The sequence below is a fragment of the Metabacillus sp. GQ13 genome, from assembly GCF_059758525.1.
On sequence record NZ_JCAXET010000004.1, the window covers coordinates 85,535 to 104,693 of the forward strand.

20 protein-coding genes, 1 tRNA gene and 1 pseudogene are annotated in these 19,159 nt (G+C 33.7%); 16 read left to right on the top strand and 6 right to left on the bottom strand.

Annotated elements, in window-relative coordinates; all coding sequences use genetic code 11:
- Positions 1 to 102: 102 nt before the first annotated feature.
- Positions 103 to 669 (bottom strand): TetR/AcrR family transcriptional regulator, encoded by a 567-nt coding sequence (locus AC6CHR_RS05820; protein WP_498247592.1) that lies wholly within the window; start codon positions 667 to 669, stop codon positions 103 to 105.
- A gap of 149 nt (positions 670 to 818) precedes the next feature.
- Between AC6CHR_RS05820 and AC6CHR_RS05825 the strand changes: the two genes are divergently transcribed.
- Together AC6CHR_RS05825 and AC6CHR_RS05830 are read left to right on the top strand one after the other, a co-directional pair.
- Positions 819 to 2,879 (top strand): efflux RND transporter permease subunit, encoded by a 2,061-nt coding sequence (locus AC6CHR_RS05825; RefSeq protein ID WP_498247593.1) that lies wholly within the window; start codon positions 819 to 821, stop codon positions 2,877 to 2,879.
- A gap of 2 nt (positions 2,880 to 2,881) precedes the next feature.
- Entirely contained in the window at positions 2,882 to 4,690 is a 1,809-nt protein-coding gene (locus AC6CHR_RS05830; RefSeq protein ID WP_498247594.1) for a YhgE/Pip domain-containing protein, read from the top strand.
- Positions 4,691 to 4,814: 124 nt separating this feature from the next.
- Here AC6CHR_RS05830 and AC6CHR_RS05835 read toward each other — a convergent pair.
- Together AC6CHR_RS05835 and AC6CHR_RS05840 are read right to left on the bottom strand one after the other, a co-directional pair.
- Positions 4,815 to 5,254, bottom strand: a pseudogene (locus AC6CHR_RS05835) (IS3 family transposase); the annotation flags it as partial.
- Positions 5,255 to 5,723: 469 nt separating this feature from the next.
- On the bottom strand, positions 5,724 to 5,972 hold the full coding sequence (locus AC6CHR_RS05840; RefSeq protein ID WP_498247595.1) for a hypothetical protein: 249 nt from the start codon (positions 5,970 to 5,972) through the stop codon (positions 5,724 to 5,726).
- An 822-nt stretch (positions 5,973 to 6,794) separates the two neighbouring features.
- Here AC6CHR_RS05840 and AC6CHR_RS05845 point away from each other — a divergent pair.
- The 4 genes from AC6CHR_RS05845 to AC6CHR_RS05860 all read left to right on the top strand — a co-directional run bounded on the left by AC6CHR_RS05845 (position 6,795) and on the right by AC6CHR_RS05860 (position 10,230).
- On the top strand, positions 6,795 to 6,950 hold the full coding sequence (locus AC6CHR_RS05845; RefSeq protein ID WP_498247596.1) for a hypothetical protein: 156 nt from the start codon (positions 6,795 to 6,797) through the stop codon (positions 6,948 to 6,950).
- Positions 6,951 to 8,151: 1,201 nt separating this feature from the next.
- Positions 8,152 to 8,778, top strand: a complete 627-nt coding sequence (locus AC6CHR_RS05850; RefSeq protein ID WP_498247597.1) for a class I SAM-dependent methyltransferase — start codon at positions 8,152 to 8,154, stop codon at positions 8,776 to 8,778.
- 696 nt (positions 8,779 to 9,474) lie between these two features.
- On the top strand, positions 9,475 to 9,753 hold the full coding sequence (locus AC6CHR_RS05855; protein WP_498247832.1) for an ArsR/SmtB family transcription factor: 279 nt from the start codon (positions 9,475 to 9,477) through the stop codon (positions 9,751 to 9,753).
- Between the two features lie 93 nt (positions 9,754 to 9,846).
- The gene (locus AC6CHR_RS05860) at positions 9,847 to 10,230 is read left to right on the top strand and encodes a VOC family protein (protein WP_498247598.1); all 384 of its coding nucleotides are present in this window, start codon (positions 9,847 to 9,849) and stop codon (positions 10,228 to 10,230) included.
- A gap of 561 nt (positions 10,231 to 10,791) precedes the next feature.
- On the opposite strand, the gene AC6CHR_RS05865 is transcribed toward AC6CHR_RS05860, so the two are convergent.
- Both AC6CHR_RS05865 and AC6CHR_RS05870 read right to left on the bottom strand, forming a co-directional pair.
- Positions 10,792 to 10,862: transfer RNA gene (locus tag AC6CHR_RS05865), tRNA-Gln, on the bottom strand.
- Between the two features lie 55 nt (positions 10,863 to 10,917).
- Positions 10,918 to 11,232: a hypothetical protein gene (locus tag AC6CHR_RS05870; protein ID WP_498247599.1), complete on the bottom strand. Its 315-nt coding sequence runs from the start codon at positions 11,230 to 11,232 to the stop codon at positions 10,918 to 10,920.
- A gap of 354 nt (positions 11,233 to 11,586) precedes the next feature.
- Between AC6CHR_RS05870 and AC6CHR_RS05875 the strand changes: the two genes are divergently transcribed.
- The 10 genes from AC6CHR_RS05875 to AC6CHR_RS05920 all read left to right on the top strand — a co-directional run bounded on the left by AC6CHR_RS05875 (position 11,587) and on the right by AC6CHR_RS05920 (position 18,361).
- Positions 11,587 to 12,693, top strand: a complete 1,107-nt coding sequence (locus AC6CHR_RS05875) for a glycosyl hydrolase family 18 protein (protein ID WP_498247600.1) — start codon at positions 11,587 to 11,589, stop codon at positions 12,691 to 12,693.
- Between the two features lie 333 nt (positions 12,694 to 13,026).
- Positions 13,027 to 13,332: a DUF2332 family protein gene (locus AC6CHR_RS05880; RefSeq protein WP_498247833.1), complete on the top strand. Its 306-nt coding sequence runs from the start codon at positions 13,027 to 13,029 to the stop codon at positions 13,330 to 13,332.
- Positions 13,333 to 13,416: 84 nt separating this feature from the next.
- Positions 13,417 to 13,635, top strand: coding sequence for a hypothetical protein (locus AC6CHR_RS05885; protein WP_498247834.1), 219 nt, complete (start codon positions 13,417 to 13,419; stop codon positions 13,633 to 13,635).
- A 138-nt stretch (positions 13,636 to 13,773) separates the two neighbouring features.
- Positions 13,774 to 14,028 carry a hypothetical protein gene (locus tag AC6CHR_RS05890; RefSeq protein ID WP_498247601.1) on the top strand — a complete coding sequence of 85 codons (255 nt, stop codon included), beginning with the start codon at positions 13,774 to 13,776 and terminating at the stop codon, positions 14,026 to 14,028.
- Between the two features lie 165 nt (positions 14,029 to 14,193).
- Positions 14,194 to 14,412 carry a hypothetical protein gene (locus AC6CHR_RS05895; protein ID WP_498247602.1) on the top strand — a complete coding sequence of 73 codons (219 nt, stop codon included), beginning with the start codon at positions 14,194 to 14,196 and terminating at the stop codon, positions 14,410 to 14,412.
- A 98-nt stretch (positions 14,413 to 14,510) separates the two neighbouring features.
- On the top strand, positions 14,511 to 14,657 hold the full coding sequence (locus AC6CHR_RS05900; protein ID WP_498247603.1) for a hypothetical protein: 147 nt from the start codon (positions 14,511 to 14,513) through the stop codon (positions 14,655 to 14,657).
- A 242-nt stretch (positions 14,658 to 14,899) separates the two neighbouring features.
- On the top strand, positions 14,900 to 15,532 hold the full coding sequence (locus AC6CHR_RS05905) for a lysozyme inhibitor LprI family protein (protein WP_498247604.1): 633 nt from the start codon (positions 14,900 to 14,902) through the stop codon (positions 15,530 to 15,532).
- A gap of 309 nt (positions 15,533 to 15,841) precedes the next feature.
- Positions 15,842 to 16,114, top strand: coding sequence for a hypothetical protein (locus AC6CHR_RS05910; RefSeq protein ID WP_498247605.1), 273 nt, complete (start codon positions 15,842 to 15,844; stop codon positions 16,112 to 16,114).
- 422 nt (positions 16,115 to 16,536) lie between these two features.
- Complete coding sequence (locus AC6CHR_RS05915; protein WP_498247606.1) at positions 16,537 to 17,061, top strand: sigma-70 family RNA polymerase sigma factor; 525 nt, start codon at positions 16,537 to 16,539, stop codon at positions 17,059 to 17,061.
- Positions 17,054 to 18,361, top strand: coding sequence for a DUF4179 domain-containing protein (locus AC6CHR_RS05920; RefSeq protein ID WP_498247607.1), 1,308 nt, complete (start codon positions 17,054 to 17,056; stop codon positions 18,359 to 18,361). Before AC6CHR_RS05915 ends, AC6CHR_RS05920 begins: the two co-directional genes overlap by 8 nt.
- A gap of 262 nt (positions 18,362 to 18,623) precedes the next feature.
- On the opposite strand, the gene AC6CHR_RS05925 is transcribed toward AC6CHR_RS05920, so the two are convergent.
- Positions 18,624 to 19,130: a hypothetical protein gene (locus AC6CHR_RS05925; protein ID WP_498247609.1), complete on the bottom strand. Its 507-nt coding sequence runs from the start codon at positions 19,128 to 19,130 to the stop codon at positions 18,624 to 18,626.
- Between the last annotated feature and the right edge of the window lie 29 nt (positions 19,131 to 19,159).

The window sequence follows — 19,159 nt, forward strand, 5'->3', positions numbered from 1 at the left end:
AAAGACATAAAAAAGGAAATCTCACTTCTATATAGAAGTGAGATTTCCTTTAGTTAGGATAATTATTTTATAGACTATGTTCTCCTGAAAATTTTTCATCCACTACTGTAACGAAGAAAGCCCCTTATTTGCAAAGTTATTGATCATTGCTGCCATTTCTTTAGGTGATTTATCCATACCATTATTCAGCCAACTTTGGATAACGTGAATGCTACCACTTATCACTAATAAACTGATATACTCTGACATGGTTTCGTCAGTGGTATTATCGACCATCCAATTTTTCATTGTATATTGTTGGGTGATCATCATGACACGCTTTTGAAAGTATGTATCACCGTTCTCACTTAAGAGAGTTTGACATACTTCGCGGTTTGTAGCTAAATACTCTAATACGTTTTCGGTCATTTGTAGTGCTTCTTCTTTTTCGGAAAGATTGTATGCACTAAGGGTTTTATTCATATCCTCAATCATTTCTTCTTCAATTTTATTGAGTAAATCATATTGATCTGAGTAATGGGAATAGAAGGTTGAACGGTTTATATCAGCTTGCTCACATATTTCCTTTACTGTAACCGAAGAGATCTTCTTTTCCTTTAATAGCTTTATTAAACTATCCTTTAAAACCATATGTGTATATTTTTTGCGCCTGTCAAGTTTAGAAGTCATTATGTGCCACCTTTATTTTTTACGTAATCCAACATATTTGCAATAAATGTTGTCAACTGGACGAATTGAGGAGAACTGTTTGTTGAATAACCAACACGATGTCGTTATAATAATAAAGTAAAAATGATAGGAACTCAAGGAAAGGGTGAATGATTATTGGCATTGCAGCACGAATTTTAAAACATAAAAAAATGATTGTAATTGCTTTTGTGCTCATTGCGGTACTCTCATCAGTGGCACAATTCTTTGTGTCAGTTAATTATAATATGGTAGATTACTTACCTGATGATGCTCAATCAACAAAAGCGCTCGATATTATGGAAAAGGAATTTACCGGTGCGGTCCCGAATTCTAGGGTCATGGTCAATGACGTGACGGTGCAAGAGGCACTGGAATACAAAGAAAAACTAACCGCTATTGATGGTGTTTCTGATGTGTTATGGTTAGATGATATGATCGATTTGAAAACTCCATTAGAAATGGCAGACACTGAGATTGTAGATGATTATTATAAGGATGGCAAAGCACTGTTTTCTTTAAGTATTCAGAGTGGAGAAGAGGTTGCCATTACCGATGAAATATATGAATTAATTGGAGAGGAAGGTGCAGTTGCCGGTGAAGCGTTAAATACAGCAACTTCACAAAAAATGGCTGGTAACGAATCTCTCTATGCAGCCATGTTATTGGTACCAATTATTATCCTTATTCTCGTTTTATCAACGACTTCTTGGGTAGAGCCAGTGTTTTTCCTGACAGCCATTGGTGTTTCAGTCCTGATTAATTTAGGGACAAACATCTTTTTAGGAGAAGTCTCCTTTATCACACAATCCGTTGCTCCGATTTTGCAACTGGCCGTTTCACTCGATTACGCGATCTTTCTACTACATAGTTTTTCAGACTATTTGAAGAAAACAAATAATCCAGAAGAAGCGATGCAGCTTGCAATGAAAAAATCGTTTTCAGCGATTACAGCAAGTGCAGCAACAACATTCTTTGGCTTTACTGCACTAATGCTTATGAACTTCCAAATCGGTGCGGACCTAGGCTTGAATTTAGTTAAAGGGATTGTCCTAAGTTTTATTAGTGTCATGGTATTCTTACCAGCTCTGACTCTGCTCTTTTATAAATGGATGGATAAAACCAAGCATAAGAACTTTGTTCCAAGTTTCAAAGGGATCGGAAATAAACTGATCAAAATAAGAATACCAAGTTTAATACTTGCCTTTGTTATTCTTATTCCGGCCTTTTTAGCTCAAAGTAACACGGACTTTATTTATGGTCTTGGCGAGCAACCAGAAAACACTCGTGCTGGAAGTGATTTAATTGAAATAAAAGAAGTCTTTGGTGAGTCTACACCACTTGTTTTATTAGTGCCTAAGGGTGATGTAGCAAAAGAGACGGAGCTCGTACAAGAATTAGAAGAGATTAATCATGTGACAAACGTGATTTCTTATGTAACGACAGTTGGCTCTGTGATCCCCTCGGATTATTTAGATGAGTCGATTACAAATGAATTCTTTTCAGAGAACTATAGTCGGATTATTCTTTATACAAATGCAAGTGCAGAAGGAGATATACCGTTTTCGATTGTAGAAACGGTACAAGAGACAGCAGCTAGTTATTATGGCGATAAGGCGTTTAGTGTAGGTGAAAGTGTCACATTGTATGATATTAAAAATACGGTGTTAAAAGATAATACACTCGTAAATTTATTAACAATCATTACGATTGCAATAGTACTATTGATCACGTTTAAATCTATTTCGATTCCTTTAATCTTACTGGTAACGATTCAATGTGCTGTATGGGTCAATTTATCTGTTCCATATTTTAGTAGTTCCTCCTTATCTTTTGTAGGGTACCTGATTATCAGTACGGTACAGCTTGCAGCAACGGTGGATTATGCGATTTTACTGATGGAAGATTATAAAGAGAATCGAAAAGAAATGTCGGCTATGAAGGCTATAAAGAAATCACTGGATGAAAAGTTATTTTCTATTTCAATCTCCGCTTCGATTCTATCGAGCGTAGGATTTATTCTATGGATTACCTCTTCGAACCCAATGGTTTCATCAATCGGATTATTACTTGGAAGAGGGGCATTACTTGCTTTCATTATGGTGATCTGCTTCCTACCAGCCATGCTTGTCATTTTCGATAAGTTTATTAAAAAGACAACGTTAAAAGCTAACTATTATGAGGAGAAATGATGATGAGAAAAAAACGATTATTACTACTTACTCTAGCAATTTCTTTGATCTTGCCTTCATTTCTTGTTGATGCAGCGTCAACTAAAAGTTCAAAAACAACAAGTAATGGGGAGCTAACCTCCAAGGATGAAGTGGTGTATGCAACTTTACATGCTAGTGGAGAATTAGAGGAAATTTATGTAGTTAACAACCTAGATGTGAAAAAAGAAGGAACGATTGTTGATTACGGTCCATACAAAAGCATTAAAAATTTAACCGACCTCTCGGAAATTGAACAAGAGGATAACGCTGTTCGAATCGATGCTCCTAAAGGGAAGTTTTATTATCAAGGAGACATGAAGGAAGAAAGCGAACTACCATGGAATATCTCAATCTCCTATCTATTAAATGGGAAAGAGATCGCTCCGGGAGAACTAGCAGGAAAAGATGGAGATTTTCAACTGAAAATCAATACATCTCCGAATGAAAATGTAGATAAAATCTTTTTTGAAAACTATTTGCTACAAATCTCACTAACGCTAAACCCTGATATTTTCACAAATATCGAAGTTCCTGATGGAATGGTTGCTAATGCTGGTAAAGATAAGCAAATTACGTTTACTGTCATGCCTGAGAAAGAGGGGGAGCTTAGTCTTGAGGCTGATGTTGTCGATTTCGAGCTACAAGGAATTGATATTGCAGCCGTCCCATCATCAATGGCAATCGATGCACCCGATATGGACGAAATGACCGGGGAAATGACAACTTTAACAAATGCCATCAGTGATGTAAACAAAGGTGTAGGAGAGTTGGAAAAGGGAGTTACCGAATTAAATGATGGTGTAGCTAGTTTACGTAACGGGTCTGAACAATACAAAAACGGAGCAGCCGAAATTAGCAATGCATCCTCAGAACTTGTTACTGCTTCAAAATCAATTGACCAAGCACTGACGACAATAAGTAAAGGTCTTGAGAGTTCAGATGAAGTAGATATGACTGAGTTACAGAACCTTCCAAAAGGACTTTCGCAAATTGCTAATGGACTAAACGAAACGGGTAAGGGACTAAATGCCCTTAAAGAAAATTATTCCATTGCCTTAAACAATTTAGATAAAGCAATGAAAGCAATTCCTGAGCATAATATCACAGAAGAACAAATGAAAAGCTTATATGAGAGTGATGCTGATCAAGCGGTACTTAATCAATTAACTGAGACCTATAAAGCTGCACGAACTGCTAAAGGGACGTATACTGCAGTGAAAGAAGGATTTGATGCAGTCAATTCAACGCTAGAAACGATTAGTGGTTCGATTAAAGAAATGGAGACCACATTGACGACTGTTGCCAATGGATTGACATCCTCTTTAGAAGGCATGGATATGACAGATTCTCTTACGAAATTACAAGAAGGGATTGCTTCATTGTCCGCTAATTACGGAGAATTCCATACCGGATTAGTAAGCTATACAAAAGGTGTGAACCAATTATCTAGCTCGTACAGCAAGCTTCATTCTGGTATAGATGAATTGTCTGGTGGCACTAATGAGTTAGAAAAAGGAGTAAGCGAACTTCACAACGGGACAGATGAATTATCTGAAAAAACAAGCGACATACCTAATCAAATGCAGGAAGAGATCGACAGTATGATCGCTGAATTTGATAAATCTGATTTTGAAGCAAAATCCTTTGTTTCACCAGAGAACGAAAAGATCAACTCTGTACAATTTGTCATAAAAACGGAGACGATTAAAATAGAAGAAAAAGAAACAAAAGAAATAAAGGTAGAGGAAAAAAAGGGATTCTGGACACAATTATTAGATTTATTTTCATAAAAGAAAGAAGGGATTTTAGTTTTTAACTGAAGTTCCATTTTTAAAAGAAATATGTGCTTCATTCAAAAAGCATAGTAAACGGGATCTTCTATTTGATCTGAACCCAAAAAGTTAGACACGAAATTTAAGCAACTTCCTGGGCATGAATTCGGTATTGAGCCGGACTCATGCCATTTAATTTTCCCTTAATTCTTTTGTGATTGTAATAGTGAATATACTTTATTAATTCTTGTTTGAAATGTTCCATACTTCTAAAATCTTTAAGATAAAGTAACTCATTCTTTAATAACCCAAAGAAACTCTCCATGGCTGCGTTATCTAAACAATAGCCTTTTCGGTACATGCTTAGTGTAATCTCTTGTTCTCTCAATGCCTTCTGAAGTTGCTTCATCTGATAGTGCCAGCCCTGATCTTAATGAAGGATAGGGGAATCTCCTTCTTTTAAAGTAAAGCCTCTTCCAACATCTTAGAAACTAGTGGGTAAACTGGACGTTGTTCAACGTTATATGCAATAATTTCTCCGTTATATAAATCGAGGATTGGTGATGAAAATAGCTTTTCACCGTGGAAGGAATGTTAAATACTAAAGTGGTTTCTTCGATGGAAGCTCCAATCTCGTTTATATAATTAAGTACGTCCATTTTAAACTCAACCGAGTAACTTTTCAGGAATTGGTTAATTATGATATTTATCTCGATGCTTTTACATGGACTACACGATCTATTACTTGTTAGCAGATTATACAGTAAAAGATTTATCGAAGATATATCCGATAATAAAAAGGAGAAGTCTATTATTAGTTAAACTAATGGGGATAGTTTTTTAAAATACATATCTATCATTGAAGTTTGATTAAAACAAGAGGGTCTAGACGCAGTGAATTGACAGTTAGTTCCTGAAAGTTTGGTCCTTTCCTTTCGCTTACCGTTGACATACGAATTATATAGATCGCAATAGAAGGACGAGTATACTACTCGTCCTTCTATTAAATGATTTTTTGGTTAATAAACGTATTTATCTTTTAGGGGTGAGTTCAAACCGACTCCTTTTTTTCTTTTTTCCAATTGATGAAGGTAATCAGTATTAAAAGTAAATATATTCCTATAAAGCCCATTACAGCTGATATATGAATAGTTTCAGGTTCAAAATCTGGGTTAAATATCAATAAACGAACACTAAAAAACAGAACGATAGGAAATATTGCTAACACTCTGATAAATATCTGTTTACGGTTCAATTTCCAAACTGGTTTCATCCAATTAGGTGATTCATTATTACTCATTTTCTCTAACTCCCTTATTTACTCTAAGTTTATTTCACGATTTATATCGTGTTCTAACTCTTCTATTCCTATAAATCCATTTAGGTATTAATTTAATGGGAAGGTTTATTTAATATTACCTAAAATTTTCAAAAATTCCAAGTTTTTCTACAAATATTTCTATTAATGGAACTTATTGTTTCTAAAAAGTTAAGAGTTCTAGTTGTTGTTATTCTTAAATTAATAGCAGCTATTTCTTTGTCAAGTATAGGTAACTTGAGTTGAAATATAATTAAATTTTATTCCATATACGGAGGATAGGAAGTAATTTCCAAAGCTAAGTCTATGATAAAATAGGTTTAAGGATAGTATAGATAAGGGAAGGAAATTTGTGGTTCAATATATTTTCTTATTGCTATCTCGATTTTTGGTGGGATCTAAATACATAGAGATCTTATTGCAAAATTAATATAAATTAGGAGTTTTCACCTTGTGAAAAAAGTTATTTTTTGGATAATTGGAATTTTAATAGGAATCATCATCTATAATCTAGTAAAAAAATTTATTTAATAACTTCAAAAATTTGCTAAAACCTTCTTAATTTTAGTTATATGGGAAAAGGTAGCATCCGACGATTTTGCTGTCATTTCCCCCTTTAATTGAGGGCTGTAGGTTACTTGTTTAATGATTTAATAAATATTAAAGAATAAGAGCTTATTGAGCTAAAGGATCTTAACTACAACAAGGAGTAAGGACTTTTTCAACAAGTGGCAGAATGATTTAATAAGCCTATTGTATTTTTATGGTAAACTGTAGCTAATAGTTTGGTAGTGGGGGATGGATATGTCTAAGATGCTTGATACTTTTAAAAGTATGTTTTTAGATTTATTTTCAATGGGGAAAGGATTTGCTTACGGATTTGTAATGGTTGGATTATTTATTGTGATTTGCAGTGCTATAATATATGGCTTTCTGTTTCTGAAAAATTTAATTTTTTAACAGTTGCAGATAATAAATTATTTTGTACAACGATCGAGTGCAAGAGTTGAAGATTTGGGTGAATATTTACCTCTATAAGTAGGTATTGAAGTAACTAATATTATTGGGGGAATTATATTGAAACGTCTTCTCTTAGGTATATTGGTGATAATAATTATACTTATTGGAATGTATTTTTTGAGAACGAATGGTACTTAATTGATTTACTGTCTTTTCAAGAATTACAAGGTGAAGTAGAGCAATTAAAAAAAGATAAAGATATTTTTATATGAGGATATTAAAAATGTAAATAAAAAAATCTGGAATCTGGAATTACTTCTATTACATGACATAAAAATAGAAATAATGATTGCTGAAAAAATTTCATCTCATTACTTATTTAACTAAAGGATGATTTAGCTTAACAAGGAGTTGTTTCAGCAACTTCTTTTTTATTGAATTAACATGGCAGGTTATTTGATTTTGTTTCTAATAATGACCTTTCTTGGATTAAGGTATCAAGCTAATTTATATTCACTAAGTCAAACGAATTATGATTTCTTTCCCTATGCCCTATTTAAAGCAATTTTCCCACTAATTATAGGGTTAATTTTTATCACTTCCTCATTTTATTAAATGCTTGACAATAAAAGGGAAATGGAAAGTTGACTGTATTTGGTTTACCGTTCTTATATTTATCTGTTGTTCCAATTTTGTATTACTCCGGAGTTTTAAATTTTAACGTACCATTCTCATCATATGTTATGGGGGATATTTTGGTGTAGGAGCCTCAACTACATTCCAAACAATAAATGGCATTATCGCAGGTTTTATTGTCTCCACAAGCATAATTAAGATTAGGTAAGGGGGTATGCTGATCGATGAAAGTCACAAGTGTACCTATCTCATGGTAATGCCTTTTATGGGTTTGTTTTAGAAGTAAAACAGTTATTGTTAAAACTAACTGGTGAGATTGTTTAACAATAACTAGTTTTACAAGCCCTATCATTGAACAACATATAGAGACAACTAAGTTAAAGTTAAAGGAGATTGTGAAAGTTTGTACGTATAGTATAGGGTCTTTTTAGTTCGACAAGAATGATAATGAAATATGAGAATACATTACGTTAGTTGTAAAGGGATTACTATTTACAAAAAGGTGAATACCGATTATAGTTATTAAAGAGTCATTATGACTATAATTAAAGGAGATAGATAAATAATGGAATTTTGGGAATCTAGTTTTATAGAAAAACAAACGATGTGGGGATTTGAACCGTCAGACTCTGCAATCTTAACAAAGGATTTTTTTCTTGAAAGAAATGTTAAGGACATACTGGTACCAGGTATTGGATATGGCAGAAATGCAAAGCTTTTTATTGAAAATGGATTAAATGTAACAGGTATTGAGATTTCAAAAACTGCGATGGGTTTGGCAAGGCAAAACGGGCTTGATGGTAGTATTTTTCATGGTTCAGTAACTGATATGCCTTTTGATAACAGACTCTATGACGGTATATTTTGCTATGCACTTATTCACTTATTGAGTAAACGTGAGAGAGATAAGTTTATTAAAGATTGCTATAATCAGTTAAAGCCAAATGGATATATGATTTTTACAACTGTTTCAAAAAAAGCTCCAATGTTTGGAAAGGGCAAACAATTAGATAAAGACTATTTCGAGATAATGGAAGACGTAAAAATGTTTTTTTATGATTCTGACTCCATAAAACAAGAATTTGGAAAATATGGACTGGTGGAGTTTTCAGAAATTGACGAGCCAAATAAGAACATGAAAGATAAACCTCCAATAAAATTTATAATGGTAAAATGTAAGAAAGAACGATAAAGATAGCCATACAAAAAACAAACTAGTGAATTATTAGGGGATAGGATGTGTATATATACACAATCTATCGCCAAGACATGCTATGGGTAAAAAGTTTATATGAAATACAATATGTATAGAAGGAATAGATGAAATATATATCTAAGTGTATTAGTTCGGAATCTTCTTAAATAACTTAGGTAGAAAAGATCAAACTTTATTTCTAAGCTACAAGAGCTTGAGTTATTTGGGATTTACTCTGTTCCTCAATATGACAAGACCGATCTCTTTCGTTTAAAAAATTGAGTGAGTCGCAATTAATGGTACTATGGATTGGATTGACTGGAGTAGGAATCAGAATGGAAAGTTCCACATAGATTCTCTGTGAAGTAGCTATGATATTTCTGCTACATGGATGGCTAAAGGGTGTCTTACTTCAAGAATGGGTCATACACTTTCATATTGAAAGAGGCAGATTCAATAAGATACTTGTTAAAAATAAAAAACATACAAAGTGCGTATAAATCTAATTAGTGTGTTGCTCCAAGGAGGATTAATGCACTTTTTTGATGAAATACAGTTTAAATTTCTATAATAGTTCAAACGACAATTATGTGACTTTAACTTGTTAATAGTGCATGATCCGGTTCCTATGTTACGCAACCGTACAGTTGCTTACGTTTGACAAGCAACCATAGAGTTGCTTATACTCGATATATGAATTGGGACAAAGACGCTATATTCAAAGCACTTGGTGATTCGACTCGGCGGCTTATATTAGACGAACTATCCGAACGCAACGAACTGACGTTGTATGAACTTACGGCACGTCTCATTATGAAGCACGAGCTTTCCATTTCGCGACAAGCGATCGCTAAACATCTCACTACAATGGAAGCTGCTGGGCTCGTAATCTCAAAAAAAAAGGGGAAATATCGAGTAGTTACATTCAACAACGAACCACTTAAAAATTTGCTGAAAGGATGGATAGAGTAATTTAATAAAATCCACAGTGTTGATTGTTTTGTTTGCATCCAGATTATTAGCACAGCACTATCCGTAACAAATAGCAAAGGAGGAAAAAACAGTATGAAAATCATTGTAACCAGTATATTCGTACAAGATCAAGACAAGGCACTGAAGTTTTATTCTGAAAAGCTGGGGTTTGTAAAAAAGGAGGACGTTCCCATGGGGAAATTTAGGTGGATAACGCTTGTTTCTCCCGATGATAAAGATGGTACCGAGCTTTTACTCGAACCGAATGAACATCCAGCTGCAAAGGAGTATCAAAAGAAGATTGTTGCAGAAGGAATTCCAGCAACAATGTTTGGCGTTGCTGATATTCGTAAAGAGTACGAACGATTATTGGAAAACGACGTGAAGTTTACTATGGAGCCGACAAAAATGGGCGAAGTCACAATAGCTGTCTTCGACGATACATGTGGCAACCTTATTCAGATAATACAGAAGTAACCTAGTACTAAACAACTTATTGGTAAGTATTAAGTAATCCATTATTTAAGTTTTAGTAAAAGCTGTGTTAATCGATGGAATATCAATAGTCAATTAGCTATAATTATTGTAAGGATGTAAACATCATAACAAGAATTTATTTCGCATAAACAGCCTAATTTTTTTAATTACTTCCGTGAAAACTACTTCAAGTGATAACAGTCGATTGGAGCTTTAATGACATATTGGTTAGTACTGACTATATAATATTTTCTAGGAATGGACAAAAGGATCTTCGAAGGATCCTTTTTTTTATGCCCACAAGACCTTTATGTTAACCTAGCCTTGAATAATTAGGACAATCACTAGGAACACTTGATAAAGACAAACTTACAAAGAAAGAAGAATTAAATAATTAAAGTCTTACTTTGTATTTTTATTCTAATTCAACTCTTAAGAAGGAGTAAGGCTTTTCTTGTGTAGTTAAGCTTACACATGAGATATCCTAGGGATCTTCTCAAACTAAAAAACCACCTAAATGGTGGTTTTTTAGTATAGGAAATATAGGTGAAAGTTTCTTGACTGGACTAGCTGGATTCGAACCAACGATCACGGAGTCAAAGTCTGTTGCCTTACCACTTGGCTATAGTCCAACAAAATCCCCTTTTAAGGGGATAGATATTATTGGTAACGGTTTTGGTGGGTTTTTTATTGACCTGAATTTTGTTGTACCTGAGCAGTAGCTTGGGCTTGCTGAACTTGTTGTTGAGCCTGTTGAATCTGCTGTTTTGCTTGTTGTAATTGTTGCTGTGCTTGTTGTTGTGCTTGTTGCAATTGTTGAGCATTAGCTTGAGCCCCTGCTTGGTTTTGCACTTGTTGAAGTTGTTGTTGAACTTGATCAAGCTGTTGCTGTGCTTGTTGCAATTGTTGTGGATTTGCACTAGCTTGAGCAGATTGAATAGCCTGTTGAGCAGCAGTGATAGCTTGCTGAAGTTGTTGTTGATTCTGATTATTTTGTTCCATTTTTTTAAAAACCTCCTGATTACACCATTTTTTTCTAAAGGCTAAACCCTTAACCCTGTTTATTATGTATAAAACCTTTAAGATTATTCATGTAGGTAAATCCTTTTTTCATTTGCCCATAATTGGCATGGGGGATGGGAAAAGAATAACGAATAGTAAATATTATTTATCTCGACAATATCATAAAGCTTTTAAATTTAATGGTAAATATCATTTTTGTTATCGATATATATAAATCCATCTTTGTGTAAGACTCTTTTCCAAAGACCCTTTTAAGGTATAAAGTCAATTCGTGAATAAATTACACCTTTTCTTATCAACTTAAGAAATATATAAATAAGAAGAAGGTGTATTATGGCGAAAAATTGTTATTGGTCATTCACCATCATTGCTTTATCCATGGCATTATTACTAAACTCATCCTGTAGTCAGTTACAAAGAAAAGAGGAAGACTATAAGAATAAAACTCCTCGTGAAGTTTTAGGTTTTTACACTGAAAAGGAAGGAACGTATCCAGGGTCTCAACCTACAGTTAACTCACATTTCGACAGTCTAAGCATCATTGCACCCTTTTGGTATAAACTTGATGATAAACGTCCAGGCAGTCTGATAGATTCCGTTACAGCAGATCATAAGAGAAAGGTTATTCAGAGTGCTCATAAAAAACACCTGAAGGTATATATGGTTGTACATAATCTTTTTTATGAAACCGTCGAGAAGGGCAAGCAGGTAGCAAGTAATGTACTTGATAATGATAGCAATCGCGATGTTTTCATTCAGAATTTACGTAATGAAATGAATCAGTATAAATATGACGGTATTAATATTGACATGGAAAATTTGTATTTGACTGACCGAGATTCCTTTAGTCAACTGATAAAAAAATTGTCTGATGCTCTCCATCATGATGGAAAAGTAATTACGGTTTCAGTCCCGGCAAATACAGGTGATTCCCGTGCTAATCCCTGGTCACCGTGGTTTGATTACGAAAAGCTCAGTCTATATTCTGATGGGTTAATGATTATGACATACGATGAACACAATACAAGAACAAAACCCGGGTCAACAGCATCAGTCAATTGGACAGAAGCAACGATTCGTTATGCTTTGAAACACGAAGTACCGCCCTCAAAAATATTACTCGGTATTGCTGGTTATGGATGGGACTGGGATACAACAGAAGGCAAAGCCAAGTATAGCTCCTATGAAGAAATAATGGGTCAGAAAACAAAATATAAAGCTAAAGTTCTATGGGACTCCCGTTCGCAAACACCTCATTTCAATTATGTAGATGAAGAACATCATAGCCACCAGGTTTGGTTTGGAAATAGCGATAGTCTGCGGTTTAAGCTAAACCTTGTAGAAAAATATAACTTACGAGGAATCGGGATTTGGCGGCTCGGTTTGGAAGACCCAATGTACTGGACGACTATACCCGAGAAAATGAAAGTAAATAAGTAATGGATCCTCCTCCATATCCTGTTGGGATGGCCACGGCTATCTCCTTTTTCAGTACCGTTTGCATTTCGTTATTTTAACTAGTTTTGTATAAGCTTTCATCTGATACTAAGGATTTTTTTTAACAAAAGACAGGTTAGTTAGAACACTATGTATGGTAATATTAGGATATTGATACTGGATTTTTTAAAACTAGTAGGAGGAATGAAATTCAAGTAAGCTATATGATTTTTTGTCTCTTAAAATTTCTGAAGATGAAGAGATGCTCGAATTATGTTTTAACGCTAGGGAATGGAAACCAGTTCCTAACTCATTTTTGAGACCTGTTCATATTCAATACTAAAAGGTAAAAAACACGTTTTACAAGAATATTACCTAAACCTAGTTGAAAATCCAGGAGAAATAGAAGAATCGTTTGTTCATTTCAAGGACTTTTGTAATCTTTACAGAGATGAAATTACTTCGATTCTAAAAAGTAAATTGGTCCAGACTAATGAAGTACGGCTTTGCGCACCTATATCCAAGCTTTTGCTTTATTTAGGATTAGAAAACAATGAAATCTATGGAGATAGAAACTCAAATGTCTCTATAACATCTCAAACAAATAAAAGGAAACAACGATCCTCTATTTCTACAAGATAGTCCCCGGTTGCTTCAAAGGTTGGATTAGACTTACATATTAGTAACTTAAGTAATTCAGAAGACTATTTATAGTTAAAGTCCCTTATTTGGTCTGAACTTCAAGAAAGATTAGACCACTTTGAAAATGCTACTAAACCGTTTAATGAAAATCCAGTACAACTAATTGAAGGAGATGGAATAGCTTTCCTAACCGATGTTGCAGAGACAATCTCTCGAGGAGTAGAAGCTTCGAAGAATGAACTCATAGAAAACATAAAAAGAATTAGTAGAAAAAGAGATGTTTACCACCTATACATCAATTAGTGGAATAGAAAACCATCTTAAATACTTTATAAATGATATCAGAACCGATTAAACGATTGGGAAAACAGATGGTCACGGAAAATGGTGTTTAATAAACAAGAATTAAATGGTTGATAATTGTTTTGGAGGATGATTAACTTGCAAAACGTTCCAAGGTTTAAACCAGAGTATATTACCATCTCGTTAATGGTATTAGTAAGCATCATTTTACTATTAACACTTTTTACTAGGCTAACATCAATAAAAGAATCAATTACATATATTTTTATTATTGTATTACTCTCTTTTTTAACAGCAGATATTAAGAATAATGCAAATAAGAAGAAATCATCAATGACCGCTTATAAGTATATCGTATTTATATTTCTGTTCTCTTATTTAACCTTATTTTAAATAGCACAATAAACCGGAGCTTTAATTGAACGAGGGAACTCCAGAATAATGGAACTTTTGTACTGCAGGGAAGCTTTAGCTGTTGTGGTAACTCTCTCTTTTAATCTTACCAACGTAAAATATCCAAATAATGTATAATTATTAAAGGGAAGGGGTTCAGATTATTTGAAAAGAATAAAAATAATCCTATATTGCATATTCATTCTACTTTTAACAACTTCCTGTCAAAAGGAAAATGACGGAGAATTTGTTGAATGGGGAGCTGGTGATAGTAGTAATGCAACTGAGTTATTGGAGTTGAATGAAATACCATATGAAATTAAAGGTGGAATTATTTATATTCCTGAAGATGCTGTTGACAAGTCAATATGGTGCTGTTCTTAGAATGGTTATTGTATAGGATGTCCTTTTTATTTTGCTATTTTCATCTACTATTCTTGTAATTACAGTCAGGGTAGTCAAAGATCGTATTAAAGCTATTTTTGAACATTGCAGTTTATGTCGATGATTTTGGTTCTGATCCAGTGGCTATATATGGTGGAGACTTTTGGCTATATATGGCATGGTTACGTTTACCACTTCTTGCTATTATTACTTTTATCTCCGGAATTAAACTATTTAGTAAATAAGTTAAAGGAAAGCAAGACTTCCATCGTGGTGCAAGTGCAAAAGTTTCCTCTCCAAACTCTTGTTTAGACAAATCATCTTTCCTGTTCATATTTCTCTCTATTCGACCACTTATATCGTTTTGAAGGAGGTATTTCTCCAAAACGATATAAGGAATTTTCACTTGGAGGAATGTTAAAGTATTGGTATGATTTTCTAAGAGGGGGCTTTTAAAGTGGAAAATAATAAAAAACTCTTAACGGTAATGTTTACCTTAGTATTAGTCGTATTGGCTGGTTGTGGAAACTCGTCTGATGAGTTTAGTGCAAAATCGAACAACCAGTCATCGACTAACAACTCAACTCGGAGTACATATGACGATTCATCAAATAAAGACTTAACAGAAAAAGATACAACAGAAAACTCTTCAGCAGGTGCTGACAACACCAAATTAAACGACCAAGAAGATGCTTCTGATAATACATCTACAGAATCAGTTGATAGAGAGCCGTTGAAGTTCAGTAATAGTGACAGTGAAATTACTGAAAGCAAAAAGGAAGAATATCTCAAGAAACTTAATGATATGGAAGAATCAGATAGAAACTCAGAAGCTGGAACAACAATGTTAGAGTTGGAGGAACAAGAGGCTAAGAGGTATAAAAAGTGGGATGTGGAGTTAAACGAAATTTACGGAGTGTTGAAAGAACAGCTTAGTACAGAACAGATGGATAAATTAATAGAAGAACAACGGAACTGGATAAAACACAGAGATGAAGTTGCTAAAGAAGCATCACTAAAGTATAAAGGTGGTTCGACGGAAGCATTAGAATATGTGGCTACGCAAGCCAGTCTTACAAGAGAAAGATGTTATGAGTTAGTTGCAAATTATATGAAGTGATTTCTCAACAATGACCGGTAATTGGTTCTTCATTTGAAACCATTGACCCAACTACTTGATTCAATGTGCAGATTATGATTTTCTGATACAGAATCAACAGATTACTTTCAAGTAGGTATTTAAGATGCTTGGGAATTATTGTACTTAAACAAGGAGCAAGAGTTGAATAGTAATATTGGTTGCTACGGCAGCCTTTTTTTCTTTATCTTTCTTCAACTAAATGGGAGGGGTAGTGGAATAAGAAAAAAGTAAAATGTTTAAACTTTTAAATGATACAATGAAATTATTATCTTAAAATGGGGTTAGAAAATGAATAAACATCTATTGTCTTTTTCTATTATTTTGTTGGGAATATGCTTACTTTTAGGGGCTTGGTTAATTTCAGAGTCTTTAAAATCCGAACACATTAATACAACGCAGGAAGTACAATTTAGGTATGAGATAATCTCACCGAATGATAGTAATATCATAATATTTGATAAGCAAAGTGGAGAGTATTGGCGGAAGTTTATTGAACCTAATGAGGGTCCTGCAGATTGGGAGAAACAAAAATCTCCGATTTCTACATCATCATCAAAATAATTCTATCGTTGTGCTAACGGATAGCTTTGTTTTAATAAGAAATGATCAAACTTTCGTGGCTTTGAAAGAAAGTCGTACCGTTTATAAAAAGTTACACCGTTTTACCCCTTTGGATTTGGTAATCTAAAGGAATTGTTAAGTAACATTAAAATTTTAATTTAAAATCAGGTTGTTTAGAAAATGTCAGTCATGAAAAATCGGCCATATTCTGGGGTAAATGATTGTTCAATATATCAAAAAAATTATCCTTGTCAAATTTTTGACAAGGATAATTTTTTACCATCAAATACCTCTTTCAAAAAGGTTAATGAAAATTGGCTTAATTTTTCTTTTGCATTTTTAATCTATATGAAAATTTAATAAATTGAAACGTTTTACATATTTCGATTGTCTAACAGTTAGAGAAAGGGAGGGACAGGAATTTGTCGGATTTAAAGAAAGTACAGCGTGCGAAAAAAGGTAATAATAAAGCATTTCAGGAGTTAATAGTGAAAGAAAAGGTGAAACTTTATAAAATTGCCTATGTTTATATGAAAAATGAAGAGGATGCTCTTGAGGTTTTTCAAGAAACGGTATATAAAGCTTTTATTTCGATTAAAAACCTAAAGGATGAACGGTATTTTTCGACATGGTTGACTCGTATTCTTATCAACACAGCTATTGATCTTTTAAATAGGAAAAAAAGAATTATTCCAATGGAAAGAGAAATGTTAGAAAGTAAGATAAATCCCTATCTACCAAGTGAAAAAGACTCCGATTTACTTCAGGCGGTCATAGGGTTAGATGAAAAGTATAAAACCGTTTTAATCTTACGATTTTACAGAGATTACACAGTTAAACAAATTGCTGAATTATTAGATTGTCCCGAAGGAACCGTGAAAACAAATATACATCGTGGAGTTAATCTGTTAAGAGAATTATTAAAGGAGGATTGTGTATATGAATAGTCAATGGCCGGATTTCAAAAAAGAAATGGACAAAATATCTGTTCCAATAGATAAGCTTGATTCTATTATTAAAGGTACGATAAATGAAAGTCGTGTCAAAAAATCGAAGAAAAAAATAGCTCTCTATTCGCTTAGCGTAGCCGTGATAGGATTTGGATTGTTTATAGGTTCAGCAAGTATTTCTCCAGCCATGGCAAAAGTTGCATCTCATATTCCTATTATAGGGACCTTTTTCAATGACGTGAGTGATGAAGGTTTAAGAATAGTAGGGAGAAGTGGCCTAACTCAAATTATCGATCAAACTTCCAAGGACAATGGGATTACTTTGACAATGAATGAAATTTTTTATGATGGAACACGCCTAACATTTGGCTACACTCAAGAATCATTGTTTGCCATTGGTGAGCTTGAACGACCGACCATTGAAGTGAATGGAGAGGAAATTAACTTTAGTTCTGGCTCTTCAGGAGATTTTATCACACCGCAGAAATATAAAGGTGTGTTAGATATTAATCCAACAGTGGAACTCCCAGATGAGTTTGATATCAAAATAAAAATTGAAGCTGTTGGTCTTATTCCAGGAAAGTGGGAGTTCGAATTTCCGGTAAAGCAATCAAATGAAGTGACAGTTATTCGCCCACAGGAAGTTAAAAAAATAGAACAAGCAGAGGTTCAAATTACTTCTTTGAAGCTTGGGCCAGCTGGAACTGATCTTGCAGTAAACATAACGATGGATGAAGAAAATAATAAGCTTGATCCATATATGCTAGATTTTTACATGATCGATGAGAAAGGGAATTTCTTAGACATTGTAAGTAAAAGTGGCGAAGGAGAAACAGAAAATGGGAAAGTAGTGGCTGATCTGGATATACTTTATTCGCCTTTAAAAGAGGGAACAAAAAAGGTTAGGATTATTCCTTATATAATTCCAATGACAGACGGAAGGGCAGAAGAGGTTTCTATACAAGTAGATGATCAAAGTGTACCGTTTGTATTGGATCAAGGTGATTTTGGAAAGATTCTTATAACAGATATAACCTATCTAGAAGATAGGACAATTGTGCATTTTGACATTCAAAGTGATACCATTGTCGACAATAGACTTTCAAGAAATCCGATATGGCTAGAAGATGCTAACGGTAAAAACTTAATGCTAGAAGATAAACCATTTGCAGAAAGAATAAAAGGAAATAGTTTTAAGCAAGGATTTTCAACCGGTGAGCAGGACGGTTTACAGCTTAAAACCTATAAGTCACCAAAACCAACTATGTTTGAAGAATTTGAAATTGAAATCCCGTAATTTATTTTGTTCTTTTCCAACTTTGGAAACCGACTTTTTTAGTTATTCAATAACAGTCACCTTATGAAGTAACTATAGCCTAATTTCTCGGTATCTTTAATCAGAAATTAGGCTTTTTTATTTGTTTTCTCTTAACGTTGTAAATCCTCATTTTTCTGACGATACCCCCATAAAAAAAATAAGTTCTATTAATTTCAAATAAAAGGTGCGTTACTTTAACAAGCAGCAGCAAAAAGGATCTTCAAATGAAGATTCAGATTTATTATTTCTCTGAGGCAAATTCTTTTTTATACTTTTTGATCGACATTTCTGTAATTTCCTTAATTTGTTCGTCATCGCCTTTAAATTCTAAAGTACCTTTACTTGCTTCTAAAGGTACTTTTCCATAGATAGCACCTACAGGAATAAAAGTACCTGGATCGGAATTACTTTCATCCATGAATAAAACGTAATGTTTTCCCTTTTTCATTAGTTCATATCCCTCTTGAAAATAAGAAATCTTTCTTCCTAATAAATCGGTTTTGGTTGCTGCATTTTCTAATACCGGAATAACGTCTTTCTTTTCAAATTCTAGCTCTGAGGTATTTTTTAATACTTTTTTCACTTCAAAATCAGAAATTGTATATCCTGCCATAACTCCACCAACACCTTCATCAAGAAAAGTAGGGTCTTCTTTTGATAATTTCTTGCCTATTACGATTAGAGTGGACTCTTTTTCCATTTCTTCAATCGTTGAAAAATTTAAATGTTTTCCATGCCCTTCAATCATTTTTGCAGGTTGTAAAAAATGATAAGGAT